Origin of the sequence: Trinickia dabaoshanensis (assembly GCF_002879885.1) — a bacterium.
GTDB classification, from domain to species: Bacteria; Pseudomonadota; Gammaproteobacteria; order Burkholderiales; family Burkholderiaceae; genus Trinickia; species Trinickia dabaoshanensis.
Map to the genome: position 1 here is coordinate 20271 of NZ_PNYA01000044.1, position 25458 is coordinate 45728.

The following is a 25458-nucleotide window of genomic DNA, read 5'->3' on the forward strand; positions in this document are numbered from 1 at the left end:
CCCTCGCAGCGAGGGCCGCCGGTTAGGTCAGTCGACGATGAACAGCTTCGCGCCCGTTTCCGTGCGCGAGCGATGCGGCTCGGCGTTGTCGGCGACCTGATAGCTCTGGCCGGCCTTCAGCGTGAAGCGGCGGCCGTCGTCGAGCTCCGTATCGAGCTCGCCTTCGAGCACATAGAGGATGTGTCCTTTCGAGCACCAGTGATCGGCAACGTAGCCGGGCGTGTACTCGACTTCGCGCACGCGCACGTCGCCAAACTGACGCGTACGCCAGTAGGCCATACCCGTTTCGCCCTTGTGTTCCGTGCGCTCGACGGCCGACCAATCGGTCACGCCGAACGGGATCTCGTTCATTTTCATGGCAACGCTTCTTCGTGTTGTTGGGGGGAATGCGATTGTGCACCTTCGTCATCGCCCATGCCGGCGATCGACGTGCGGAACTCCGCGCAAAACGCGCCGCGCTCGTCGGCGAGCCACACTTGATGCGGCGCCGGCAGCATCTCCGAGATACCGAGCGTTTGCGCGCGCGCCGACACCGAGGTCAGGGCATCGAGCGACAGCGGACAATCGAAGTCGACGAAAACGGGCTTGGGCTCGGTGTCGGCCTTGACGAAGATATGGCGCGGCAAGCCCAGCGCATCGGCCCAACGCCGCCATGCGAGGAAGGCCGGCATGCTCTCGCCGACGCGCTCGGCGATCGGCAGCGCGCTCGCTTGCAGCGTCCACGTGCGCCGCTTGAGTATCGTATGGCCCAGGCGGATACGCTCGGCGATGCCCGCCCCGAGCACGTCCGCGGCCAACGCGAAAGCGGCCCGATGGAAGTCGCCGGGCAATACGGTAAGCAGGTGTTCGACGAGACCGCTCGCGCGATCCTCGACGAACAGCGTGCCTTCCCGTTCGATCAGCCTCAGCCGCGCAGCGGGCACGCGCCGCTCACCGGGTACGCGCGCACTCGCGCCGGGCATCTCGACTTGCCACAGCTCGGGCACGTCGAGCCAGTCGATATGCGAACGCTGATAGGTACTGTCGGAATCCGCCGCGACCATGCGCGAATTGCCGAGCGTGTCGCTCACCTCGTCACGCACGCTGTCTTGGTATGGACAGAACGGCTGCGCCACGGGCTGCGATACGGTATGCACGGTCGGATGCACTTCGCCGATCACGAGGTCGAACCGGCCCTCGCGGATCGCATCGACACTGCCGGCTGCGATCAGGAAATCGGGAGAATGCACGCGCGTGCCGAGCGGCTGCGGACCGCTCGCCCGCAGGCCCGCTTGTTCGAACGCGGACACGAGCCGTACGAGATCGCTCGTATCGAGCGTAATCTCCCCATCGATGGATTGCTTGTCCGCCACCACACTGCTCCACGCCGCGCGCAGCAGCGGGCGCAGCGTAGCGACCACTTCCTCGGCCACGCGATGACGCTGCAATTCGCGTGCGAACGAGAGCAAGTCGTGCCGTACCGCCACATCGCCTTCCGCGCGGATACGCACGTAGGCCGCGGACAATTGGGCGGCGATCGCGCCGGCCAGACGATCGTAGAGCGCCATCAGCGGCACGAGTTCGGTATCGATCGCGCGCCTCAGCGCACCGCCGATACGCACGCGCACATTGCGTGCGCAGTCTTCATAAAACGGAAAGCGGCCGACGTACATCTTGCCTTGCTCGCGACTGACGTCGATGCCGTTTTCGGCCAACAGCGTCTCGCAGTCGGCTAGCGCTGCGCGTCGTTCGTCGAGCCCGCCCGTTGCGAAGCGAAGCCGCTCGCGCTCCAGCGATTCGAACAATTCGCGCCAAAAACGCGTACGTGGATGCCCCGCGTCCAGATGCGCCAAGTAGGCGCGCAGCGCACCGAGGGGATCGGCAAGACCCGCCGCGATCCGCACGCCGCGCGAGGCGATGCCCTTCGCAAGCACGCTGTCGATGGCCGCATCGACGCTTTGCTCGGTCAAGCCCCGCGCGACGCAACGCTCGCGCAGCACGTCGCGCTTGATGCCGTGAGCCCGGGCGGCTTCGAGTTCTTCAAGCACCGCACGCAGTGCGCCATCGACGGCGATGCGCCGGTTGCCCGGCGCGTGCAACGCACCCTCGATCAATGCGCAGGCCGGTGAAAGCGAGGTCGGCAGCGTAGCGGCGAGCACGGGATCTTCCGACATCGCCATCGCCACGCGTGAGATGACCCAATGTTCGAAGTACGTGCGCCGCTCGCCGATCCAACCGCCTTCGCCAAAATCCACCTCGAACGAGGCAGCCTCGCCGCCCGCGGCGTCCGCCGGGGCGAATTCGCCCCAGGCAATCGGCCCGAAAAAGCTCGTCGTATCGTTCTTCGCGCATAGCCGCTGCACGTAGCTCCATGCCAAGCGCAAACGCTGCCGCATACGGTTGTCGACGCGCTCCGGCGAGCATTCGGCCAACGTGTCGACGCGTTCGAGCGCGCTCGGATTGGACAAGAACACCGCCTCGCGCAGCAACGGATCGCGCAGCGTCTCGAACAACGCGCCGCGCGCCCGCGTGGCTGCCGCGGCAAAGCTCGCTTCGAGCGCGGTGTTCAGTTGCGTAAGCTCGGCGCGTTCGGCATAAAGCGGCTCGAGTTCGGCAGCCGCCAACGCCGTTTGATCGGCCGGCCAGTCCTTGGCCGTCAATGGCATGCCCTCGGTCAGCTTGCGCACGACCTTCAGCGCCACGGGCGAGCCGGCCTTGAGCAAACCCTCGCGGATACGCGCGATGCGCGCCTCGATCGACTCGGTCAACGCGTGCAGGCGCGCGACCTGCGCTTCATCGAGCCGCACGGCGAAACGCTCGAGCCAGCTAATCGGAAAACCGGCCGAGCGCATCCAGAAGAACGACGAGAGCGACATGGTTATCCCCGCGAGACGTCGATGGCGCGACACTGACGCAGCAACTCGAATGCGCGCGCGTCGGCTGCGGTGACAGGCGCGAGCCCGCGCGCGAGCAGCCGCTCGCTTAGGGCGGCGCGATCGGCCGGCTGCTCGAGCGCGTCGTAGATCTGCGCCGCACGCTCGGGCAACATGCCGAAGCGGTGGGTGTGCTCATCGTCGACGTAATAGGCGACATACACGCCCGGCACGTCCGGCAGCGGCTCACGCCCGAGCGTGCCCTTCTCGCGCAGCCATTTCGCGAGCTGCGTCGACGAGCGGTAAAGCTCGCAATAAGGCGACCGTGCCCACACGGCGCTCGCGTCGTCGAACTGAGCAGCCGCCGCGCTCGGGCCGCTTGCGGCTTGCTTGCGTGCCGATTCGTCCATCTCTCCCACGCGCCGCAGCATCGCGACGGCCGCCGCTTCGAGGCCCATCAAATCGGCCATGCCGGCCACGCGCACCGCGTCTGTCTCGCGGCGCAGGAAGTCCAGTGCCTCGGCGCAATACGTGTAGACGAAGGGCCCGTAATCGCGCCATCCAACGGTATCCAGAAACCGCGCGCCCAGTTCGCGTACGTCGTGGCCGTCGGCCATCAGCGCACGCAGCGTCAACGGCGCGCCGTTCTCGAGCGCGTTCAGAAACGAGTTGCGCATGCGGAAGCGATAGTTTTCGACGAACCACCGCGCACCCGACGCTTCGTGCGCGTATTCGCGCGCAACCGCGTTTTCCTCGTCCGTCAGGGAAAAACGCGCTTGCATGTCGTCGACTCGGCCCGCGAGCACGGCTTCGGCGAACGGCTGTTCGCACATGATGCGGCGCCACGTGAACCAGACTGTTTGTGCATTCATATTCATGCTTGCTCCGCCATCGTCGACAGATCTTGCCGCGCGCCCTTATGGCGATTCCAGATTTCGCGTGCACGGGCGAGGTCGCCCGCGATCATTTCGTGATCGGACTGCGCCGTCGATTGCCCCAGCACACGCGTGCCGTCGTGATGCGCCTGGCCTTGGAATTCGAGGATCACCGCGGCCGGCTCGGCGCGCGAGAGCACGTCTTCGAGCAGTTCCCAAACAGGCTCCGGCACCTTGCTGTCGTGCCAGTCGTGATAGCTGCCGCCATACCAACTGCCGCCCGCGAGGTGGATCGCGATCACGCGATCGAGCGGAATCGTGTCGAGGTAGTCGGCGCAAGAGAACCCGGCGAGGTTCACCGAATTCGTATAAATGTTGTGCAGATCGAGGTGCAAGAACGTGCCCGATCGTTCCACGAGCCGCGCCATGAATTCGGCTTCGCGCATCTGCGCGCCGGGCGTCGGCATGTAGTAGGCCGCGTTCTCGTGCGCGAGCGGCATGCCATACGCATCTTGCACGGCTGCGGCGCGCGCGGCGCAGCGCTCGATCTCGGCATGCGAGAACTGGACTGGACTGCTCCAGATGTCGAGCCACGAGTTGTCGCCATAGAAGCAATGGTTGGCAACCCAGGGGCTTCCGAGCGCTTTGGCGAGCGGCACGTGGCGTCTTAGCGCGGCCGTCTCCGCAAGCGGCGCGAAGCCGAAATCGCAACCATAATTCGAGTGCGCGAGCAGCCGGCCGCGCCCGCGAATTTTCTCGAGTTGCTCGCGTGCGGCGGGACGCATCAGATACGGACCGTCGAGCGGACCCATCAGGTTGTCGAGCAGCACTTCGTACACGTCGACTTCCATATCCTCGAAAGGAAACCAGTCGAGGATCTCTGGGTTGTATTGCAGCCCGACGCCGATGGCGGACGGCTTCGCAAATTTCATGATTGCTCCGGAAAAGGACCGCCCCCGGCCCGACGGGCCCGGCGCCGCGCGGCTAGGCGCGAGCCGGCGCGGGGGCGTGCATGTGCATCACGCGAAGACCTTGCTTTCGATGACTTCGATGTCGTCCAGCGAGAAATCCTCGAAGTCCTGCAGCGCCTCGGCCGGCTTGGCTTCGTCGTTTTGCTGTGCGGCGTTTGCTTGCGCGCCGGCGTCGAGCTGGCTCGACTCTTGGGAGACGGTCGTGTCGTTCATGAAATCCTCCTGGGCAGTCAGTGGGGTTGAAAAGCAGCAACAGCGGAAACCGCGATGCGAGCGACGTTGGCCCAAACGATGAACCAACCGCCAAGCGTGCCGATGACCATAGCCGTGTATGTCAGCGTCTCGCGCCGCGTGAGCGAGACGCGGCGTCCGCGCACGAGTGCCATGAAGGCCGAGAACGCGCGCTGGCGCAGCCGCGGCATGTTCAAGAACTCGGTCATCGCCAGGTAGCCGTCGCCGTTGAATATCGGCAACAGCGTCGGGATCAGCGCGAGCGAAGGACTCGCGATCGCGACCGTCGCCGCATAGCGCGCCGCGCTGCCGGGTGCCGCCCATGCCCAAACGAAGACGGCCACCGCGGCGAACACGAGACTCGCAAACGGTCCCGCGAAAATCGTCACGCCTCGCGCGGTCTTATCGAGGCGGCTCCATTCGCGCTGGACGGGCCACGCCCAACCCGTCGCGATCACGACGTACACGGCCACGCCGATTTCCGTCACGCGCACGCGATAGGCGCGACATGCGAGCGCATGTCCGAACTCGTGCACGACGATCGACGCGATCACGACCGCGTAGTGGATCGGAATCCAGGCGAACCCGGTCGAATAGACCGTCACCAATTCGCGCGCGAACGTGTGCGCGTTCAACCCCAGCATCACGCACGCGGCCAGGACCAGCACGCCGAACGCGCCGAAGGCCGTGCGCGTCGCGAGCCACGGCATGCGAGCCATCATCGCGTCGAGCATGTCGTGCGGATCGAAGCGAAACAGCGTAATCATCAACACGCGCTTGAACGGACCGTAGGTGATGCCGGCCGATTGCGAGCGCGGCTTGGCCACACGAGAAGCGGACGGGCGCGACGGATCGGTCAGGATGCCGAGCGCCACCATGCGCTCTTCGAATTGCTTGACCGTCGCCTCCGATGCGCGCACCCCGTGTTCATCACGCAGCCGCTCGACGATCCGATCGATCGAGCACATCCCGTCGAACATGCGTGCGACGAGCAACTCGCGCTTGCCGAGCACGAACGACTCCTCCGTGTCGCGGTCGCGCAGCACGAAGCGCTCGGGCTGCCCCGGCTCCACGAGGGTCTCGATGTCGAGATCCTCGCGCAAGCGGGTATAGCCGACGATTGGCTGAGCGAGACCGGAGTTCAACTGCACGCTCCCGGCAGCGCCGCGACGGCTGCCCGTATCGTCGCCATTTCCTCGGCCGCGCCTTCGCGCGCGGCGGCAGCGAACGCGGCCGCACTCATCGGCTCGGCCGCCCGCCCCAGCACGTAGACGCCGCCCGGCCGCGTGGGCCCCGTCAGCGGCTCGTCGGTGGACAGGATCGGCTCCCAGCCATGCTTGCGCATCAAGAGGCCGATGCTGCGCAACGTCAGATAGCGCCGATGCGTATGGCTAAACGTGCCGAGCGCGATACCGCCACGCAACGCGCGCCCTTCGATGAACATGAGCCCGCCCTCGCTCGTCGCGCGCCGGCACAATTCGAGCGTGCGATTCACGTCGTGCACGTGTTCGAGAGAGCCGGTAATGACGACGAGGTCGAAGTGCCCCTCGGGCAGCACCATGTCCTCAGCACCGACGGTCTCGATCCTCAGCTTCAAATGGCGGGCGCCGTACTCGGCATAGCCCGCATCGGGATCGGTCCCGAGCACCTCCCAGCCGCGCTTGGCGAACGACACCATGAGGCCGCCCGCCGAGCAGCCGACGTCGAGCAAACGCCCGGTGGCCGGCAGGTATGACTCGAGCGATTGAAGCAACCGCTCGCCGCGCCGCAACTGGTCGACCATGAAAGCGCGCTCGGGCTCGGTCGCGCCGAACAGATTCACGCGGTAGTGCTTGCGGTAATACGCGTCGTAGAACTCGGGCTCGAAGCGCGGGTTCTGCATGACGAAGCCGCAGTTCTCGCACATGACGACCGGCAGCTTCCAGCGCCGGTCGTGGCCGATCTCGACCTCGTCCACGAGCGGGGCGAAGTGCGATCCACCGCACACGTCGCACGGTTGCTCCGCACAAGCGTAGTCGTCCTCGACGCCCACGGCGCGCAGATACTCGCGCGCGGCATCGCGCTGAGCTTCGCTCGCGTCGCTCACTTGATGCATAGGAAACCTTCGAAGCAGATGTGCTTGAACACCGTCACGACGTCGCTGAAACCCGCCCGCTTGAGCATGTCGACGTTGCCTGCCGTCGAGAACGGTTCGAGCACGCCTTTCAGGCTGCGCGTCTTTTGTAGGATCTGCTCGCAGTCGTAGCCCTGTTTGAGCTTGTACTCGTTGTACAGCGCCACCGCGATATCTTGAAAGCGCGCATCGGGTGCGCGCACCTTCTCGAACATCAGGAAAGCACCGCCCCAATTCAGGCTCTCGTAAACCTTGTCGATGAGCGTTTGACGCAGGCGCGGCCGGACGAACTGCACCGTGTAGTAGGCGACCATCAGATCGCTCTTCTCATACGGATGCAAATTGATGTCGTCGACGAGAAAGTTCACGTTCGCCATCGGATCGACTTCGTTCGCGGCCGTCTTGCGGGCTTGAGCGATCATGTCGGGCTCGACGTCGATGCCGATCCATTTGGCCGTCGGCCCATGGCGCCGTGCGAGTTTGCGCGTGAGCGCGCCCGTCGAGCAGCCGAGTTCGTAGCAGACCGAATGGGCGCTCACGAAGAAATCGCTGATCTCCGCAACCAGTTCGTGACCTTCCGCATAGCGCGGCACCGATTTCGACACGTGGTCGTCGAAGTGCTTAGCCGTTTCGCCGGCAAACGTCCAGGCGGCGTTGCCCGTGACGATCGAGTCGCCCACGGAGGCGACGTTCAGGTTGGTGTCCATACTCACCTTTATCGTTGCAGCTTGATTTCGGGGCGGCACGCCTCTGCCGGCGCGCTCTGGATAAGAGCGCGACGCGGGACGGCCTGGAGGAACAGCGAAGAGCGATTACGCGGGCGTTACGAATGCGGTTGGATGCGAATGTCGCGCTGACCGCTGCGAGCGCGCTTACCGCCGAACCACACATCGCCCCAGTTTTTCACGCTGACCGGCAGGAGCGGCAGCAGATGGAGCCCGGCGAGCGAGTAGTCGGGATGCTCGTCGAGCCCGTTCGTGAAGCCGGGCGGCCGATGCGTGACGGGGCAACGGGTGTCGGTGAAGTAGTCCCACACGCTCAAGATCGCGCCGTAGTTCGAATCGGTGAAATTCTGCGTACGTCCGTGATGGATGTTGTGATAAAGCGGCGTGACGAACACCTTGCCGAGCCACTGCTCGAGCCGATCCGGCAAACGAATGTTGCTGTGATGGAACACGCCGTAGCAGAACACGAACGCTTCGTAGGCCCCTACGGTTTCGGGCGGCACCGCGAGCAGAAACAGCACGGGCAGCTTCGTGGCGAGCGCGAAAAACTTCTCGGCGAAGTGATTGCGGATGCCCGTCGTCACGTCGAGATGCTCGTCGATGTGGTGAACGGCATGAAAGCGCCACAGCAGCGGGATGCGGTGCGCCAGCATGTGCTGCAAGAAATGCGTGAGATCGAGGATCAGGAAATCGATGAAGAGCGCCAGCGCGCCGTGATACCAATCCGGCCGATGCAAGCGGTACGGGACATCGCGCACGATATACAGCACGAGCGGCGCAATGACCATCGGCGAGAATATGAGCTTATACGTGATGCCTAGACCGAAGTTATTAATCAGACGGCTGCGCTTATTTCCCTCGAAGATTATGCGCGGAAAGATCCGTTCGAGAATAAAGAAGGCCGCAAAAACACCGACCGCAACCACCAATGACAGGCTGATCGTTTGAGGAAGCAAGGATTTCAAAATACCCTCCTTCGGGCCACGGCAGTGCATTTAAAAAAACGATGCCATGCAGAGCTCTCATCGGACAATTCGGCAGTTCATAGCCGAATAACGATGCGGCCTTCTGCAATCCTTGGAAACTTCTGGTTATAAATAGAATCGATAAGCATATGCGCAGCTACGATAAACACTAACGAATACGGGCGCAAGATGCTTGCCCGGCTGCTTCAATTGTTTCCCGGTGGAAACGCAGACACTCGATTTTCCGTAGGCCAACCTACTATAAAATTGAGGCTCGTCTGCTAGTTATGCCAGTTGACACCGACGTGCCACGCAATCCTAGTCACAATTACCGGCCAATGCGATGAACTCACCAGAAATGACCGATAACGATTTCCTCGGGTTTTATCGGCGCGCGACTGAAGCGGGCGATCAATGGTGGCGCGTCACGATCGGAGATCGTCCGCATACCTATCGGATCGAGCAGGGTATTGGCGATACGGCCGGCGATATCGATCTGGTCGTCGATGCGGAGAATCTGCGCGCCAAGCTCAAGAAGTGGCACCGCGAGGGGTTCGTCGCCGATGCACCGTCGGCCGAGCGCGAAGGTAGCGCCGACGCGCGTGTCGCGTTCTTGGGGGAGCTCGCGCGCGCGTCTGCGAACTATCGCCGTCATCACGGTGATGACGATGGACGCAGCGATGGCGTTCGCCTGCCCGCGACCGTGCGGATAGGCACGATCGAGATCCCTTGCGGTGGAGGCCATGCGCTCGTGCCGCGCATCAATCCGGCCTATCTTTTCTCGCCGCGCTTCGACGACATCGTGCTCGACATCGTCGAGAACAAGCGCGTCATGCTGATCGGCCACACGGGTGCCGGCAAGACGAGCTTCATCGAGCAGGTGGCCGCCCGTGCACGGTACGGAGTGTTGCGCTCGAACATGAACGGGCAGACGACGGCTGGGGATTTCGTCGGCTTTTGGACCGTCAAGGGCGGCGAGACGATTTGGGTCGACGGCGTGCTGCCCACGGCGATGCGCGAGGGACTATGGCTCATCGTGGACGAGATCGATTTCGCCGAGCCATCGATTTTGGCCGCGTTGACCGCCGTGCTCGAACCGCAGGGACGTCTCGTGCTGAAAGAGAAAGGCCATGAGATCGTCGAGCCGCACCCGGACTTCCGCTTATTCGCGACGGCCAACGCCGTCGGTGCGATGAGCCGCTTCCGGCATCTGTACCAAGGCGCCAATCTGATGAACGAGGCGTTCCTCGATCGTTGGCGCGTCTACCGCATCGATTATCTTTCGCCCGAGGAAGAGGCGGACGTACTTGTCCGCACGCTTGCGCCTCATATGACGCGGCCGCTCGCCGGCACGCTCGCCACTATCGCCGCCGAGTGCCGCGCAGCATTTTTGCGCGAGGACTTGTCGAGCGCGTTCTCGACGCGCCGCCTGATCGACTGGGCCGAGCTCATGTTGCGCACGGGCGATCCGGAGCGCGCCGCCGAGCCCGCCATTTACGCGAAGGTTGCGCCGGAAGACGCGGCGTTCATCCGCGCGATCGTACGCCACCACATCGATCCCGGATCATGAGCGCGACACATGCGGCCCGTGCTGTGCGAGAGCAAGACGGCTTTGAATTCGAATCGACGCTCGGCAAGATCGCGCGCGTCATCACGGGACGCTACGGCATCTCGGTTGCCTTCAGCCCGGACGGCCCGCGCGTCGAACGCGGGCGCATCGTGATTCCCGATGGCGCCGCCGACGAAACGCTGGAAAGGGATGTGCTCGTCGGCTATTTGGATTTGCTCGCCGCGCGCGCCAAGCATTCGTCGCTCGATGCGCTCGCCGCGCAACCACGCGGCGTGGCCGCCGATCTCGCGCAAGTCATCGAAGACCGCCGCGTCGCGCTGCTGTTGATCGAAAGCTATCCCGGTGCGCGCTGGTTCCTCGGCGCGCTGCGGTCGCATGCGGCGCGCCAGGCGGCGCAACGCTGGCCGCGCTTGCATTGGCGCGACCGCTTGGTGTGGCGCATCGAGCGCGCGTTGTGGGACGAAGCGCCGACCGCGGTGGAGGCGCAAAGCCACTCGCTGGCCGCCGCCTTGCATGCGGCCGGCGACTCGATCGAGGCGGCGCGCACTAGCCGCTCTAGCGCGGAAAGTATCGAGCGCGCGCAAGCGATCATCGAGCGGGTGCGCGCGCTCTCGGCGGGCGGCGCGAACAACATGATGTTCACGACGCGAGCTGCCGAGGACATCGAAACCGATCGCGCGGCCGCCACGTTCGAATCGTTCGAATCGTTCGACGATACCTTTGCGCTCGATGCACCGCTCGCCGCCGATGGGGCCCACGTGGAATCCGCCGAGCAGGCAGCGGCCGATTCGTCGAATGAGGCCGTGGGCATGGGTCGATCGCCGCTCGGCGCGGCGGCGCTCGATGAAGATGAAGATGGAGAGGCAAGCGAAACAAGCGACGCGGGTGAACGCGCGCTCCACCGTGCCGCGGGCCGCGCTCGCCCGCGGCTCTCGGTCCCGCTGGCGACCGAATTCGATGTCGAAGCCGATCTGACCGGCACCGGCGAACCGGCGGCGTGGCGGGCGCTGCGGCAAGCGGCGCGCGCTCAGACTGCACCACTGAAGGACCGGCTAGAACGCGCGCTTAGCGCCGACGAGCGCATCCGATGGCGCCGCGAGCAAGAACGCGGCGAAATCGATCGCGCCGCGTTGGCCAAGCTCGCGACGTCGCCGGGCTACCGCACACCGTTTCGCACGCTGCTCGCGACCAAGGGCCGAGATGTGGCGATCACGCTGCTGCTCGATCGCAGCGGTTCGATGGCCGGCCGGAAGATCGAACTTGCGCGGCTGTGCGTGGCCGCACTTGCCGATGCCCTCACCCAGCTATCGTTCGAATGCGAGGTGCTCGGGTATAGCTCGTTGGAGTGCGCGCCGATGCAGGCGCTGTTCGAACGGCAGCGGGTCGCCGGCGCCGATTTGAGCGGGTACAACCGTTTCGTGGAGCGGCTCGATCTGAAAATCTACAAGCGCTTCGGCTCGCCCGAACTCAGCGGCCTCGCCTGCATCGATTGCGGCTATGAGAACCCCGATGGTGAGGCGCTGGCGTGGGCCGCTGCGAGGCTTGCCGAGCAGCGCGCCGCGCGGCGCATTCTGATGGTGTTTTCCGATGGCTACCCATCGACGGGCGACGGCGACCCGCAAGTGCTGCGCAGCGACTTGCGCGCGCGCGTGGCGGCAATCGGCGCGCGCGGTATCGAGCTCGTCGGTGTGGGCATCTTGACCGATGCCGTCGAGTGGTTCTACCCGCACAACATCGTCGTAAGCCGGCTCGGTGAGTTGGCGTCCACGGTGATGGGCGTGCTTAGCCGGATGTTGCTCGAGCGGTAGGGGGCGTGGCACCGCATCTCGCGAGCGGCCCTTTGAAATCGGGCATCATCCGATTCTGCGAAAATCGGCAGTCTCCACTGGCGGAAATTTCAAGTAGACCCATCAAGAATCGATGAACCTCATCGCAAAGATTTTCGGGACTCGTTCGCTTTCGACGATACCTGCACACACGGTGTATTTGCAGCCGGGACAGTCGATGTCCCTTTTGGCCGCGATCGAGGCCGTTCGCAGTAGCGCCGACCAGGATTTCATGGCCCAATGTATGTCGCACTATTCGGGCTATCTTAGGGAGGCGGCGATTAGCCGGGCAGTCGAGCTTGGCGGCGATGCGCCTTTGGAGGCGATCGCGAAGCGCGTGAACGACTGGGTGCCCGAGGTACGGCGCGCTGCGACGAACGCGCTCCTTACCCTTTTTGCCACCGTTCCGGCCGATCACTTCGTGCCTCTCATTCCACGGCTGCGCGATCTCATGCTGGCCACGCGCGAGGACCATCGCTCATGGGTGTTTGAGTTCGAACGGCGTCTCATTGAAGCCGGAGGCACTGAAGCGATTGTCGCTGCGATGACCGGCGCAGATTTTCGACTTAGGCGAGCAGCGGTATTACTTGGTATCGACCATCAGGTCTTATCGGTTACCGAAACCATAGAGATCGGCCTGAATTCAGGCGACGTGGTGCTTGCACGTTCCGCGGTTGCTCTGCTCGACCGCCTACCGACCCCCGACCGGCTCGAATACATCGCCCGCGCCACCGAATCTTCATTCGGTTCGATACGCTTTGCGGCCTTCAACCTCATCGCCAGCGCCGATAGCAACTCCGGCTACGAACCCTTTCTATGGCGCGCTACTCTCGACCCGCAAGGGAGCCTGCGGTCGGCGGCGGCACGATTGCTAAGGGGACGGGGCCGGGATGTTATTGGACATTGCACGGCGATACTCCATGCCGGAAATCTGACCTCCATGCAGGTGCGCGCAGCGCTATCGCTTCTCGTGGAACTGCGCGCGCCGGACACCCTCCGTACGCTGAATGAGTACGCCCAATGCGAACGAACCGAGATTCGCGCGCATGCCGTCGCGCTACAGGCCAAGGTTTCGCCTACGCAACAGGACGAGATTGCCTCGCGTGCACTCCTCGACCCCTCTAGGAAAGTACGAAAAATCGGCGTTCGCCTGTGTGCACGTGGAGCATTCGTCTGTCTCGGTCTTATCAAAACGATGCTCGTCCGGCATGGAGACCGACACGCCGCCATGACGATCTGCGCAAGAGACCGGTGGGATAGCCTCGCGTGCATCGGCCTCATTACTGAAATCTGCCTGCCGGCCCATCGTGATCGATTAGATATGTCGCAGGCGCTGAAGCGCTGGATTGAAGATCCGAGAGCAGCATGGACAAAACCCAGCGGCGAGCAACGCTTACTGATCTCCAACCCGGAAGCCCGAGCACGTCTCGCCGCTCTCGCCGGTGAACGACAAGCGCAATTGTGCGCGCGGCTTAAAGAAGGTGGGATCGAGGGATAAGGCCACCTCGCACGGTCAAAGTCGCTCGACCGTATTCATCATGCGGTGGGCAGCCACCTCGCCGATGGCGCTCGTCGCCGGCGAGTTGCGGATGCTCACCCTTTCCGTCCAGGACTCGACTCGAGGCTTTGCCCTCAAGTGGTTGCGCGTTTGTGCCGATAACACACTCTTTGACCAGCGAGTGTGCCGGCTCGCACAGGTGGAATGACGGCCACCCGAAGTCCCCCGATCGTAGCCATGCATCTTCATCGCACGAAAACGTACAGCGTCATTGTCGCCTCTGTAGCCGCCCTTTTCCTTTGCGCGCATTCGCCGCTCGTATCGGCGCAAGCGGTGCAAGCCCCCTCTTCCTCCCCGGCGCATCGGCGGGACGACCCGGCGTGCGCAGGCACATCCACCCTTGCGATGAGAGTCGATGCGATCGAAAAAGCGGCCGCGCAGGGCGATCGCGTTGCCCAGCACGATCTCGGCGTTCTTTACTGGTGCGGGGAGGGTCTGGAGGGCAACTTTTCTCGGGCCGCGACTTGGTATGAGAAGGCTGCGCAACAGGGATATGCACCGTCCCAGTTCAACATCGCGCAGATGTACCTCCATGGCTACGGCGTCCAGCGAAACGACGAAATGGGTGCTTACTGGCTTCGCCAGGCCGCCGATCAAGGGGTAGCCGTCGCGCAATCCGAACTCGGCAACCTCTATTTCCTAGGGATCGGCGTGAACGAGGATCAAGCGCAAGCTGCCGCCTGGTTGCGAAAGGCCGCCATACAGGGCGACGAAAATGCACAGACGCGATTGGGCCTGATGTTAAAGAACGGTTTCGGCGTACCCAGGAACTTGATCGCCGCTTACGCATGGCTCGAGATTGCCGAGAAAACGCATCCCGCCTCCGCGGTTGGCGAGCTTGGTTACAAGCCGCACTTGTCAGGCGAAGCGTTAAAGACGGCCGAAACGATCGCAGCCCGTTGGAAAGCTGGGGATTCGGTACCCGAGGACAGCCCGTCGCCAACGGATACCAAATAGATAGGGTATTTCATGAACCAAGTACTGCGCCTCGCTACATTACTCACGCTTGCCTACCTGACTTTCACGGCAACGCAAGCCCATGCAAGTACGGCGGTGCACACCAACCCCGCCGACTCGCCCCGTTCGTTCACGAATTCGTTCGCTGATATCGGGCAAACATTTCGCCTCGCCGTCGGCAAAATGAAGCAAGGCGATGCGCGCGGCGCCGAAGAGGACCTCACGGCCCTCGTTACGAATCCGCGACTTGCCGCCGCTGGGCCCCGTTTCAGTTTCGCCGTACATACCGCGCTTGCGTACTGCCAGCAAGGCAATCACGAATTCGAGCTTGCGTACGAGAACGCGCTCGCAGCCGGTGAGATCGCGCCGGCTGTTCGTAATCGGGATTACTGGTATTTGCTGATGAGCGCCGCCCGGGCGACGCACCGCGACTACGTGGCAGTTGAATCTCTAGCTCACGTGCTCTTGAGTTCGCCCGAACACGCGAACGATGTCGACGTGTCGACAATCTGGTCGGCCTATGACACGACTGCCAGCATGAACGACGGTGGCGCGCATCGTAAGTTGTTGCTCGAGGCACTATGGCAAGTCAAGTACGTGCCTAAAGACGCGTTCGAGTTGCCCGCCACCCAGCGGTGGTGGACCGATCTGTATGAGTCGTACATCGACGCCGGCGACGCAAAAAGCGCGCAAGCCGTCCTAGGGGCAATTCACGATCCTTATCAGGTATTGCGGTTGCGGGCAGATAACCGCTATCGTGAATCGATCCTGCGTGACGCGCGCGTCTCCGACATCGTCGCCGTGCAGCAAGACGACATCCGGTGGCTGAACGGCGAGATGCAGGCTCGTCCGCGCCTGATAGGCCTCGTCGAGAAGACGGCTCGTGCGTTGATGATGTCGAACCGGCTGTCGGAAACTTTGCAGCTGTTGGACGATGCGTTGGCGAACGTTGCCAAGGCACCAAAAGGTAAGCCGGCATTCGACGACCTATCCGACAATCTCAGATGGGTGTCGGATACGCGCGCCCGCGTCCTAGCACGCATGGGCCGCTGGGATGCGGCGCTCGATGCGCAACAAGCTGCGCAAAGCGACGCGGCGGTTCCTGCCGACGATGTCGTCAGCCAAAGAATCAATTTCGGCGATTACTTGTATCGACTCAATCGGCCTCGCGAGGCATTGGAGCAAGTAAAGACCGTCAACACCGAGAACGCTAGTGCGTACGGCATGATGGAAGCGGGGGAAGTACGGGCGTGCGCGTTCGCGCAGCTCGGCGATAGGACACGGCTTCGCGCGACGATTGACGCCATGCTCGAGCAGCGTGACGTCGATGCCGACGCGCTGCGAATCGCGTTGCTTTGCGCCGACGATGAAAGCCAAATCGCGAAAATCATTACCGCCAGGCTCCGTAACGAGCGGACTCGCAACGCCGAATTGGCGGCGGATCAGGAATACCTACCGACGCCCAACCCCACACCGTACGACCGGACTCTGTCATTGCGCCTTCGACATGTCCTCGGACGGCCGGATGTGCACGCGGCTATAAACGAATATGGTGTTGTGGAGCATTACCCGATGTTCGCGCCCGACGATTAACCGTGTTTCTTAGCGTGCGGGCTTACCTGCCCTCATCTGGAACGACGTGTCCGTCTCATCGACAACTTGAAACTCGAGACGTTGGTAGAGCCTTATCGCCCGATTGCCTTTTAAAACGTTTAGCGTGACGGGTACGTTTGCCGCCTGCGCCTGTTGTACGAATTCGCCGATCAGTCGCGCCGCGATACCGCGACCTTGACGGCTAGGCAAAATTTGGATCTGAACGATGGTCCATTCTTCACGACTGCGGAAGAATTTGAAAAGCCCGATCCTTTCCGATCCGCTACAGACTATGTGTGCATCGCTGTAGCGATACCGAACGCGTTCCCAATGAGCCTGCTCGTCGGGCGACTCGCCGGCACGCCGTAGATGCTCGTCCATCGTCGCTCTGCGCAAATCGAACAGAAACGCCTCGTCGGCAGGCGTCGCTGAACGGAGCGTGATTTCGAGCATGCTCATTCGTCCTCGCGGAGCGTCACGCCTTCATACAGACATCAGCGTGACGAACGCGCTTACGACGTCCGGGTCGAAGTGCGTCCCCGATCCGGCTACGATCAGATCGAGCGCGTTGTCGGCGGGCATGGGGTCGTGGTACGGACGCGTCATCGTCACGGCATCGAAGCAATCGGCGACGGCAATGATTCTCGCCCAAAACGGAATATCGCTAGCCTTCAGCCCCGACGGATAGCCCGCCCCATCGAACCGTTCATGGTGATGGAGAACCGCTTCCGATATTCGGTCGTGCGCGGGACCCTGCGGCCCCTGGGACGCCAAAATCCGCTCGCCGATCGCGCTATGCGTTTGCATTTGCCTAAACTCGCTTTCATCCAACGCCCCCGGCTTGAACAACACCCGGTCTGGAATCGCGATCTTACCGATATCATGCGCGAACCCCGCCTCCCTCAGCGAGCCTAGTTCGTCATCGCGGACACCCAGCGCTCGCCCCAGGGATTCGGCGAGCAAACCCACTCGCAGGCAATGTCCCGACGTATCCGCATCCCTTTCGTCCAGAGCGACGAGAAGCGCCTTATCCACATGCACGCATTCAAGGCGAGCCGCAACCGATGTCACATTCGACATTACATCCTCAAGTTCATTTGTACTGCGATGCGTTTCGTAAGGACTGAATTCCGAGCAGCGAGTCGCATCAATTACCGCGCAAGACAATACACCACATCCGGGCAACCCTCTTCGTTTCTACTCCCGTCGCTGTAAGCAACGGCCAAGAACCCATGTTGCTCATAGAACGCCGCAGCATCATGGTTCATTTGAAACGTATAGAGTTGAAGCGCGCCATCGGTCTGTGACTTCACCGACTCCAAGAGGGCGGTGCCAACCCCTCTTCGCTTGAATCGAGGGCACACGTACAACTGGTCGAGCCATGCCCCGTCATCGGATAGGGAGTACGCGGCCATGCCCACTATACGGTCATCGATCACGGCAACGGTAACGCCACCCGACGGAATGAGCACGTTCGCAATCCAATCGCGCACGGCCGCTTCGGAGTGCGCGCGGGGCGCGTACGATGCCAGCGTATCGCGTGATCGCAGATATACGTCGGCCAGCTCCGCGGCATCCTTCGAGGTCGCGCAACGCAAGATCAAGGGCATATTTTCGGTCCGGAATCATCGAAACCGCATCACGATAACAACGTCGAATCGAAATTCCAAGCTCACGTACATGGGCCGACCGAGCACGCGGTGGCGCATCCGTCAGAATCCATCCACATTTCTCGGGTATCCTGGTCCATCCCTCCACCAGCCTTACGCGAAATAGGAGAACGATGACATGCGGCGTGTCGTGTTCAACCAGAAGGGCGGCGTCGGCAAATCCACGATCGTATGCAATCTCGCTGCCATCTGCGCGAGCGAGGGCCGGCGTACGCTAGTCGTCGATCTCGACGCTCAGGCAAATTCGACTCAATACCTCTTGGGCGCCGAGGCGGCCGGCGTAAGGCCCAACGTCGCCGAGTTCTTCGAAACCGCCCTGACGTTCAACTTCCGGCCGATCGACGTCACCTCGTTCATTCGTGCGACGCCCTTCGAGAATCTGGACATCATGCCCGCGCACCCGGATCTCGATACGCTGCACGGCAAACTCGAATCGCGCTACAAAATCTACAAGCTGCGCGATGCGCTCAATGAACTCGACATGTACGACGCGGTCTACATCGACACGCCGCCCGCGCTGAACTTCTACACCCGGTCCGCACTGATCGCGGTCGAGCGATGCCTGATTCCGTTCGATTGCGACGATTTCTCGCGGCGTGCACTCTATGCGTTGCTCGACAACGTGAAGGAGATTCAGCAGGACCACAACGCCGATCTCGCGGTCGAAGGTATCGTCGTCAATCAGTTCCAACCGCGTGCGAGCTTGCCGCAAAAGCTCGTCGAGGAACTCGTCGACGAAGGCTTGCCGGTACTGACGTCGCGACTATCGTCATCGGTAAAGATTCGCGAATCGCATCAGCAAGCGAAGCCGGTCATTCATTTGGATCCATCGCACAAGATGGCACGCGAGTTCGTCGCGCTACATCATGAATTAAACGGCTAAAGCACTCGAGCACGTCCCACCCCACCGCTGCTTCGGCAGCGAAGGAGAACGCCATGACGCGACGATTCGATGCAGTCATCATCGGCACCGGGCAAGCAGGCCCACCTCTGGCGGCACGGTTGTCCGGCGCCGGAATGAAGATCGCGATAGTCGAGCGAGCGCGGTTTGGCGGCACATGCGTGAATACCGGTTGCATCCCCACGAAGACGTTGATTGCCAGCGCTTATGCGGCCCATCTCGCGCGGCGCGCCGATGAGTTCGGCGTGCGGGTGGGCGGGCCGGTCACGGTCGACATGAAGCAGGTCAAAGCACGGAAAGACCGGATTTCGGCGAATTCCAGCCATGGTGTGGAACAGTGGGTCCGCGGCCTGGAAAACGCCACCGTCTACCGCGGCCATGCCCGCTTCGAGAGCGCGCATACGGTGCGAGTCGACAATGAATTGCTGGAAGCCGACCGAATCTTCATCAACGTCGGCGGCCGCGCGTTGATCCCGTCGATGCCGGGTCTGGACCAGATCGACTACCTCACGAACTCGAGCATGATGGACGTGGACTTCCTTCCGGAGCACTTGATTGTCGTAGGGGGTAGCTACGTGGGGCTCGAATTCGGCCAGATGTACCGGCGCTTCGGTTCGCGAGTCACGATCGTGGAGAAAGGCCCGCGCCTAATCTCGCGCGAGGACGAGGACGTGTCGCAAGCAGTCCGGGAGATACTGGAAAGCGAGGGGATCGACGTTCAGCTCAATGCCAACTGCCTCAGTGCGCGGCGTGACGCGGGCAACGTGGTGGTCGGATTGGATTGCGCCGCCGGCGCCCGCGAGGTCGCAGGCTCGCACTTGCTGCTCGCCGTCGGGCGCGTGCCGAACACCGACGATCTCGGTCTCGAGCGAGCCGGCATCGAGACCGACGCGCGAGGCTATATCAACGTGGATGCAACGCTGCGCACCAACGTCCCGCATATTTGGGCCCTGGGCGACTGCAACGGTCGAGGCGCATTCACGCATACGTCGTACAACGACTATGAGATCGTGGCGGGGAATCTTCTCGGCAACGAAGCGCGCAAGGTCTCGGACCGCATCTCGGCCTACGCCATGTTCATCGACCCGCCGCTCGCGCGCGCGGGCATGACGCAAGCTGAAGCGATGCGATCGGGACGCAAGCTCCTAGTCGGCACGCGACCGATGTCACGCGTCGGCCGAGCCGTGGAAAAAGGCGAGAGCCAGGGCTTCATGAAAGTCATCGTCGATGCCGAGTCCGGGACGATACTCGGTGCGTCGATCCTGGGCGTCACGGGCGACGAAGTGATTCACTCGCTGCTCGACGTGATGTATGCGAAGGCGCCGTACAGCACGATCAGTCGCGCGATGCACATCCATCCGACCGTGTCTGAATTGGTGCCGACACTGTTGCAAGATTTGCATCCGGTAAGCTAGGGCTCGAACGGCTGAGACACGAGAAGGACGCGTTACGCGTCCTTGCTCATGCTTGCGTTCGCCGCTCAAATGGCGGCTGCCAGTTCAGCGAGCTTCGCGATCGTATTGATGTTGCGGGCAGTGCCTCCTGCCTCTATTGGAATCTTGAGCTTCGATCTACCCATGCCGGCGCCAAAGGCCACATAGATTTCACGCTTACCGAGGCGCACTTCCTCGTCTTGTCTGCCCTTTACCAAGTCGAGGGTATCGGCGGGCGGAGGCGAATCGAGAAAGATCGCGACCGTCCAGTTCGGGGGTGCGTCGGGAAACGGATTCGCGCGGAGCACTTCTTTGATCTCTTTGGCGGTGCGTACCGCCACGCGGACCGGCTTACCGGCATAAGCGGCCAGGCGCTTCTCCAGCGCGACCTTGACTTCGAGTTCGGATCGCCCTGTCGAGAACACGACATTGCCGCTGGCAATGTAGGTCCGAACGTTTTCGAAACCCTCGGCAACGCATATCGCCTTCAACTCGGTCATCGGTAGCTTACCCGTCCCGCCGACATTCACGGCACGCAGTAGGGCAACATATGAGGTCATCTGTTTCGCTTTCTACGTAGGTTTGGTCCAAGCCCCAACTTCCACTACGCGATCGAGCCATCGTCCGAGTCCGCGACGATGACGCCAATAAGCACATCGATCGCGGCTCGCCCGGCGGCTTCGGCGATGAGGTACGCCCAACGGCGTGTATAAGGACCGTTGTGCAGCAAAATCTTACCTCCGCGCGCGCCGACGACACGCAGATTGTCGCCGCCCTTGATCTGAAACGTAACGTCGTAGAGATCCGCCGCGGACTGACTAAGCTCGACATGTATTTCAAATCCGCGGTACTCGATCATTCGATACATGAGACGCTCCGTTTGCAAAAACGACAGTGAAACGGGCGCGCAAAGGAAAAGCCGATCAACGGCTTTCACACGCTCGCAGCGCTTTTACATATCGACGACTGAAGCTCCGCTCACTTTCCCGTCGATGATGTCTTTTCCCTGTTGCCGGGCGGCACGCCTCGCCACGCCTAGATCGGAATATGCGTCGGGCCGATCCAGCCGGAAAACGCGGCTTGCGGGAGAGCCGGCTACCGAGGCCGGGCGACATATCCGCACCGCGATGTCATACCCTTCGGCGTAACGGGAATGTCCGTCAAAGCGATTGAATATGCGGGCGAAAACAAGAGGATGAAGTTCATACCCCTTGTAGAGAAGAAACGCGGGTGTCGACATGGTGGTCACTCCACAGGGGGTGGCTCACTATACCCTGGAACGGGCAACACGGGGCGGCGCAGAATTTTTCCGAATTGCGTTGACCGAAGCTACGGGTACGCGTAACGTAGCTCAAGAAGTTCGCAAAGCGGGTCTTGTCCGCACCGTCATCTATCTCCGTTCAGATGACCGACGAGGGCTATCGACCTCGTTCTTCCTCCGCCGCACCTAAGCGGCCCCGATGAGAGCGTTCAGCGGCAGCCGGGCTTGTCAGCACTTGCCGATGGACGCATAAAACCCCGTAGCGAGTTCGGCGCGAAACTGCCTAAATCAAGTTCTCGCCCGAGTTCCAGCTCTTGCACCGAAGAAAGTCCCGCAGGGCTGCTTCGATCCATCAATACGGCTCGCCTGGCGTTTCGGATATCGCTGTCGGCAGCATACGCAACGATCAAAAAACCGGCTGCTTGCCGCGGCCAAAAGGAGTGACCTGATGAGCAACATTCGCCATTATCGAGGCCTCGATATATCGCTACTCGTGTATCCGCATCGCGCAACCCAAGCTGGGTTCGGCCGTAATTACGAGGAAGGGTTCGATGCGTCGATTCGTATCAGCGAACCCGATGCCGGGATAGACAGCTTGCGGAGCCGTGTTTTCCGCGTACCGGGCACACGTCCTTTTTCGAACACCGGCGACGCTAGGCGCGCCTGCTTGGCCTACGCTGAACAGTTGATCGACGCGGATGGCGCCGGTCGCCCGATTTGGGGACACGCGTAAACGTGTGCGGCCAAGTGAAGCCGCGCGCGAGCCGCAGCGCTGCCAGCGGCTGCTCCTAGAGCACAGCAGCCGCCCGCTTATCCCCTAAGGACTTCAACTCAGTACTGCTTTCTCGGCGGCAACGACCGCTTGATCTGTTTTCGGAGCCGGGAGACAGCAGCAGCTTTTTTCCGTTTGCGTTTCGCAGTCGGCGTTTCGTAGGCTGTTCTGGCCCGCAGTTCCTTGATCAAACCGGTGCTCTCGATCGAACGGCGGAAGCGGCGTAACGCGACTTCCATGGGTTCGTTCAACTTGGGGGTCACAGTAGTCAATTTTCTTCCTAGTGGTGGGTTTGCGCCGCCGATCGTGCGGACGTTCGCGGACGGGGTTCGCTGCGGCGTTCCGTCGCGATGGACGCCATCTGATCGGAGCGGTAGAGACAGGATCGGCGCTCTTCGTGAGCCCGATATCGTTGCTCCGTGGTGCGGACGATATCTCCTGTAGCGCGAGATATCGTTCAAATTCGCGATCGGAGAGAGAGAAGCAAAGCGACCCGCGAACGGCCACTATACGCCCGCTGCTCTGCTGCGTAACGACATTTCTCGCTCAACGGCGTGTAAATTCGACCGATCGGCGCGCCACTCGATCGATACGAAAAGCGTGGCCAGCCATGCTCATCGCGGTCGATTGCCGCGCACATGGGCACGGGCCTTCCGATGCAGCCGTCCCGTCATCCGAAGCGTGCGTCCAGCCACTCCTGCGCCCACTTTTTTGCGAACGCCACGGCGTCTTCGCGCACGTCGAAGCCCGCAAGATCGCCGCTTAGGTGAACGTCGTGCTTGCCACCGTCTGCTCGGCTGGCGCTGATACTGGCATGGGCCATGTATTCGCCGTCAGCCCTGCGGGGCGTGGGGTCGATGAAGAATCGCGTCGAATTGAAGTGCACTGTCTTTCCTTGCTCGGTTGCCGCGCAACCATGATCGTTGCGCCCGCGTCGCGTGAATGGTGGCCCACGTCAGGGTGTTCAACGGGGCCGTGATCCAGCCGGCCGCGCGATCGCAATCGCGGTCGCGGTCGCGGTCAGCCGAGCTGGTGCGTCGGCTTTAGCCGCGCGTATCGACCCAGTCGCGTGCCCAACATGCCGAGTGCTGCAGCGCCTGCTCTTCGCTAGGGAAGTAATCGAGCGAATAGAACTGGTAGCGGCCTTCGGCGCGCGCGCTGTCGCTGCGTTCGAGCAGCAAGTTGGAGGAAAAGCTGCCATCGGGCAAACGATGCGCCGAGGCTTGGACGGCATAGCCGTTGTAGTGTTGAATGAGTTTGTTGTGCATTTTAGTTTTAATGATATTCGGGTGCGTGCACGCCGTGCGAAATGTGCACGGGCACGCCTATCGACGCGATGTCGATCGCGTGAACTGCAGGAGACAGAGCTCCGCGAGAGTGTTGCGGCAACCCGGCGTCCGTCGAGGGTGGCCGGGCCCGTCAAACGTTACAGCGGCTTGATGTTGGCCGCTTGCAGCCCCTTCGGGCCTCGCTTCGTTTCGAAGCTGACCTTCTGATTCTCAGCGAGCGTCTTGAAGCCGTCGCCGCTGATTTCGGAGAAGTGCGCGAATAGATCGTCGCCGCCGTTGTCCGGGGTGATGAAGCCAAAGCCTTTGCTGTCGTTGAACCACTTAACGATACCGGTATCCATGAGGAATCCTTGATGAAAAATAGAAAAATTTGCTCTGTTACGGAGCACGTAAAGCATCAAGGAGGGAGAGGACAACGAATACCGCTGAGGAGCGACAAATTGATGAACAGCAATCGAACTTCTTGAACTTCAGGGCGTACGGTAACCGCTGAGAGCGAGCAGCGTCAACAGTTAAGTTGTAACCGTTCCGCGTGGTCGCAATCGCCGGCCCGTCCAGTTGCACAGACGGGCGTCGTCATCGAGGCAGGGCACTGCGTCGTCATTTGTGCGCCCGAGCAAACCTACAGCAGGTCCTCGAGTGTCTCCGAGCGGCTGGCAAAGCGCGATAGATCGCGCCCTTGCAACGGCTCGGCCGGCGGTAGCGAAACGGTGAGCGGATTTTTCGGAACGTCGTCTACCTGGACCTCGTAATGCAGATGCGGTCCGGTTGCCCAACCGGTCGCGCCGACATAGCCGATCACTTCGTTGCGCTTCACTCTGGTCCCAATCCGTATGCCTTTGGCAAATCGCGACAGATGCGCAAACAAGGTCGAGTACGGGGGACGATTGCGAATCTCGATCACGTTGCCATAGCCCGTCTGCACGCCGGCAAAAGTCACGACGCCGTTTGCAGTTGCATGGACCGCCGTACCGCTGGGCGCGGCAAAATCGACGCCGTCGTGGGGCTGCCAACGTTTCAGTACAGGATCGAAACGACGCTGCGAGAACTGAGACGAGATTCGACGAAAATCCAGCGGGTAACGCAAGAAACCGCCACCGCGTGCGCGGTCCCCACGCTTCGTGTAGTAGAACGCCTTGCCGGCCAGATTCCGGTATAGAAAGATGTCGTGCTCACCGGCGTCGGTCACCACGCGAACCGCGGCGGGCATGCCGGGGCGCCCCTGGTCTTCGCTGGAAGCCTTATCGCCTTTTGTGTCGAACACGAAGGCCACCCGATTCTTTTCTTTCCAATCACGGCGAAAATCGATCATGTTGCGCAATGCTTGCGCGACTCGAAAGGTTGCCGTTGCATCCAGGCCTGCGCGGCTTGCGGCGTCGACAAAAGTAGCCTCTCCATCGATCGTCTTGACCACGTACCGAGTCGCCTTCTCGGGCGCCGCCGCGGCGCCGCTTGCCGGGGCGGTGGGCACGGGGGAAACCGACACGAGGTCACTCGGCGAATCGGTGCTCGTTTGTTCGTTTTTCATCGCGAAACGACCGACGAGAATGGCCGTGGTGACGACCATCAAAAACACGAGGAAAACGAGCGTGAACTTATCCGGCTGGACGGGAAGCAGTGGAAATCGGGGCATACGGACAAAAGGATCGGCAGGTAAAGACAGACCGGGAAGGGACCCGGCGGCGATCGATTGGGAGGAAGGAGTGGCCCTGTAGCGATTCCAAACATGAGCCATGTTTATGCAGGAATGCATGGCATGCGATGGATACTGGATTTGCCCCCGTACTTCCGGACACCGCCTCACACTTGAGTTGATGATTCGGTCCTGCGCCGGAATTCGCGTGGCGAACGGTATTTCAGCGCGCTATGGGGATGATGCTCGTTATAGTGCTCGAA

Annotated in this window: 27 protein-coding genes; 7 read left to right on the forward strand and 20 right to left on the reverse strand. The window is 62.0% G+C overall.

Annotation, left to right across the window (positions count from 1 at the left end):
• Positions 1–27: 27 nt before the first annotated feature.
• The 9 genes from C0Z18_RS31235 to C0Z18_RS31270 all read right to left on the reverse strand — a co-directional run bounded on the left by C0Z18_RS31235 (position 28) and on the right by C0Z18_RS31270 (position 8732).
• Positions 28–357 carry a DHCW motif cupin fold protein gene (locus C0Z18_RS31235; RefSeq protein WP_102649325.1) on the reverse strand — a complete coding sequence of 110 codons (330 nt, stop codon included), beginning with the start codon at positions 355–357 and terminating at the stop codon, positions 28–30.
• Positions 354–2855: a lantibiotic dehydratase gene (locus tag C0Z18_RS31240; protein WP_102649326.1), complete on the reverse strand. Its 2502-nt coding sequence runs from the start codon at positions 2853–2855 to the stop codon at positions 354–356. The genes C0Z18_RS31235 and C0Z18_RS31240 overlap by 4 nt, the downstream gene beginning before the upstream one ends.
• 2 nt (positions 2856–2857) lie before the next feature.
• The gene (locus C0Z18_RS31245) at positions 2858–3730 is read right to left on the reverse strand and encodes a hypothetical protein (protein WP_146014145.1); all 873 of its coding nucleotides are present in this window, start codon (positions 3728–3730) and stop codon (positions 2858–2860) included.
• Entirely contained in the window at positions 3727–4659 is a 933-nt protein-coding gene (locus C0Z18_RS31250; RefSeq protein ID WP_199189597.1) for a DUF692 domain-containing protein, read from the reverse strand. Before C0Z18_RS31250 ends, C0Z18_RS31245 begins: the two co-directional genes overlap by 4 nt.
• Positions 4660–4746: 87 nt before the next feature.
• Positions 4747–4911, reverse strand: coding sequence for a TglA family RiPP precursor (locus C0Z18_RS33095; RefSeq protein ID WP_158244342.1), 165 nt, complete (start codon positions 4909–4911; stop codon positions 4747–4749).
• A gap of 17 nt (positions 4912–4928) precedes the next feature.
• Positions 4929–6074: a M50 family metallopeptidase gene (locus C0Z18_RS31255; RefSeq protein ID WP_146014146.1), complete on the reverse strand. Its 1146-nt coding sequence runs from the start codon at positions 6072–6074 to the stop codon at positions 4929–4931.
• A complete protein-coding gene (locus C0Z18_RS31260; RefSeq protein WP_199189598.1) occupies positions 6071–7024 on the reverse strand; it encodes a class I SAM-dependent methyltransferase in 954 nt (317 codons plus the stop codon). The genes C0Z18_RS31255 and C0Z18_RS31260 overlap by 4 nt, the downstream gene beginning before the upstream one ends.
• Positions 7012–7749 (reverse strand): methyltransferase domain-containing protein, encoded by a 738-nt coding sequence (locus C0Z18_RS31265; RefSeq protein ID WP_102649330.1) that lies wholly within the window; start codon positions 7747–7749, stop codon positions 7012–7014. The genes C0Z18_RS31260 and C0Z18_RS31265 overlap by 13 nt, the downstream gene beginning before the upstream one ends.
• A 116-nt stretch (positions 7750–7865) precedes the next feature.
• Positions 7866–8732, reverse strand: a complete 867-nt coding sequence (locus tag C0Z18_RS31270; protein ID WP_233217569.1) for a sterol desaturase family protein — start codon at positions 8730–8732, stop codon at positions 7866–7868.
• 343 nt (positions 8733–9075) lie between these two features.
• Here C0Z18_RS31270 and C0Z18_RS31275 point away from each other — a divergent pair, with 343 nt between their 5' ends.
• The 5 genes from C0Z18_RS31275 (at position 9076) to C0Z18_RS31295 (ending at position 16236) form a co-directional block, all read left to right on the forward strand.
• On the forward strand, positions 9076–10302 hold the full coding sequence (locus C0Z18_RS31275) for an AAA family ATPase (protein WP_102649332.1): 1227 nt from the start codon (positions 9076–9078) through the stop codon (positions 10300–10302).
• The gene (locus C0Z18_RS31280; RefSeq protein WP_102649333.1) at positions 10299–12110 is read left to right on the forward strand and encodes a cobaltochelatase CobT-related protein; all 1812 of its coding nucleotides are present in this window, start codon (positions 10299–10301) and stop codon (positions 12108–12110) included. The genes C0Z18_RS31275 and C0Z18_RS31280 overlap by 4 nt, the downstream gene beginning before the upstream one ends.
• 112 nt (positions 12111–12222) lie before the next feature.
• Positions 12223–13626, forward strand: coding sequence for a hypothetical protein (locus C0Z18_RS31285; RefSeq protein WP_102649334.1), 1404 nt, complete (start codon positions 12223–12225; stop codon positions 13624–13626).
• A 405-nt stretch (positions 13627–14031) separates the two neighbouring features.
• Positions 14032–14643 (forward strand): tetratricopeptide repeat protein, encoded by a 612-nt coding sequence (locus tag C0Z18_RS31290; protein ID WP_158244343.1) that lies wholly within the window; start codon positions 14032–14034, stop codon positions 14641–14643.
• Between the two features lie 12 nt (positions 14644–14655).
• The gene (locus tag C0Z18_RS31295) at positions 14656–16236 is read left to right on the forward strand and encodes a hypothetical protein (protein WP_102649336.1); all 1581 of its coding nucleotides are present in this window, start codon (positions 14656–14658) and stop codon (positions 16234–16236) included.
• 9 nt (positions 16237–16245) lie between these two features.
• On the opposite strand, the gene C0Z18_RS31300 is transcribed toward C0Z18_RS31295, so the two are convergent.
• The 3 genes from C0Z18_RS31300 to C0Z18_RS31310 all read right to left on the reverse strand — a co-directional run bounded on the left by C0Z18_RS31300 (position 16246) and on the right by C0Z18_RS31310 (position 17846).
• A complete protein-coding gene (locus C0Z18_RS31300; RefSeq protein ID WP_102649337.1) occupies positions 16246–16695 on the reverse strand; it encodes a GNAT family N-acetyltransferase in 450 nt (149 codons plus the stop codon).
• A 24-nt stretch (positions 16696–16719) separates the two neighbouring features.
• A complete protein-coding gene (locus tag C0Z18_RS31305) occupies positions 16720–17316 on the reverse strand; it encodes an HD-GYP domain-containing protein (RefSeq protein ID WP_233217570.1) in 597 nt (198 codons plus the stop codon).
• A 71-nt stretch (positions 17317–17387) separates the two neighbouring features.
• Entirely contained in the window at positions 17388–17846 is a 459-nt protein-coding gene (locus C0Z18_RS31310) for a GNAT family N-acetyltransferase (protein ID WP_102649338.1), read from the reverse strand.
• A 178-nt stretch (positions 17847–18024) separates the two neighbouring features.
• Here C0Z18_RS31310 and C0Z18_RS31315 point away from each other — a divergent pair, with 178 nt between their 5' ends.
• Together C0Z18_RS31315 and C0Z18_RS31320 are read left to right on the forward strand one after the other, a co-directional pair.
• Entirely contained in the window at positions 18025–18789 is a 765-nt protein-coding gene (locus C0Z18_RS31315) for a ParA family protein (RefSeq protein ID WP_102649339.1), read from the forward strand.
• 53 nt (positions 18790–18842) lie between these two features.
• Entirely contained in the window at positions 18843–20222 is a 1380-nt protein-coding gene (locus C0Z18_RS31320; protein WP_102649340.1) for an FAD-containing oxidoreductase, read from the forward strand.
• A gap of 65 nt (positions 20223–20287) precedes the next feature.
• On the opposite strand, the gene C0Z18_RS31325 is transcribed toward C0Z18_RS31320, so the two are convergent.
• The 8 genes from C0Z18_RS31325 to C0Z18_RS31365 form a co-directional block, all read right to left on the reverse strand.
• Entirely contained in the window at positions 20288–20800 is a 513-nt protein-coding gene (locus C0Z18_RS31325; protein WP_102649341.1) for a DUF1697 domain-containing protein, read from the reverse strand.
• 44 nt (positions 20801–20844) lie between these two features.
• Complete coding sequence (locus C0Z18_RS31330; protein ID WP_102649352.1) at positions 20845–21108, reverse strand: hypothetical protein; 264 nt, start codon at positions 21106–21108, stop codon at positions 20845–20847.
• 84 nt (positions 21109–21192) lie between these two features.
• Complete coding sequence (locus tag C0Z18_RS31335; RefSeq protein WP_102649342.1) at positions 21193–21480, reverse strand: hypothetical protein; 288 nt, start codon at positions 21478–21480, stop codon at positions 21193–21195.
• 852 nt (positions 21481–22332) lie between these two features.
• On the reverse strand, positions 22333–22512 hold the full coding sequence (rpsU, locus tag C0Z18_RS31345; protein ID WP_408647218.1) for a 30S ribosomal protein S21: 180 nt from the start codon (positions 22510–22512) through the stop codon (positions 22333–22335).
• Between the two features lie 431 nt (positions 22513–22943).
• A complete protein-coding gene (locus C0Z18_RS31350; RefSeq protein WP_102649345.1) occupies positions 22944–23159 on the reverse strand; it encodes a hypothetical protein in 216 nt (71 codons plus the stop codon).
• Positions 23160–23316: 157 nt separating this feature from the next.
• Positions 23317–23541 carry a hypothetical protein gene (locus tag C0Z18_RS31355; RefSeq protein WP_102649346.1) on the reverse strand — a complete coding sequence of 75 codons (225 nt, stop codon included), beginning with the start codon at positions 23539–23541 and terminating at the stop codon, positions 23317–23319.
• A 158-nt stretch (positions 23542–23699) separates the two neighbouring features.
• On the reverse strand, positions 23700–23903 hold the full coding sequence (locus tag C0Z18_RS31360; protein ID WP_102649347.1) for a cold-shock protein: 204 nt from the start codon (positions 23901–23903) through the stop codon (positions 23700–23702).
• 281 nt (positions 23904–24184) lie between these two features.
• A complete protein-coding gene (locus C0Z18_RS31365; RefSeq protein ID WP_233217571.1) occupies positions 24185–24976 on the reverse strand; it encodes a peptidoglycan DD-metalloendopeptidase family protein in 792 nt (263 codons plus the stop codon).
• Positions 24977–25458 lie beyond the last annotated feature (482 nt).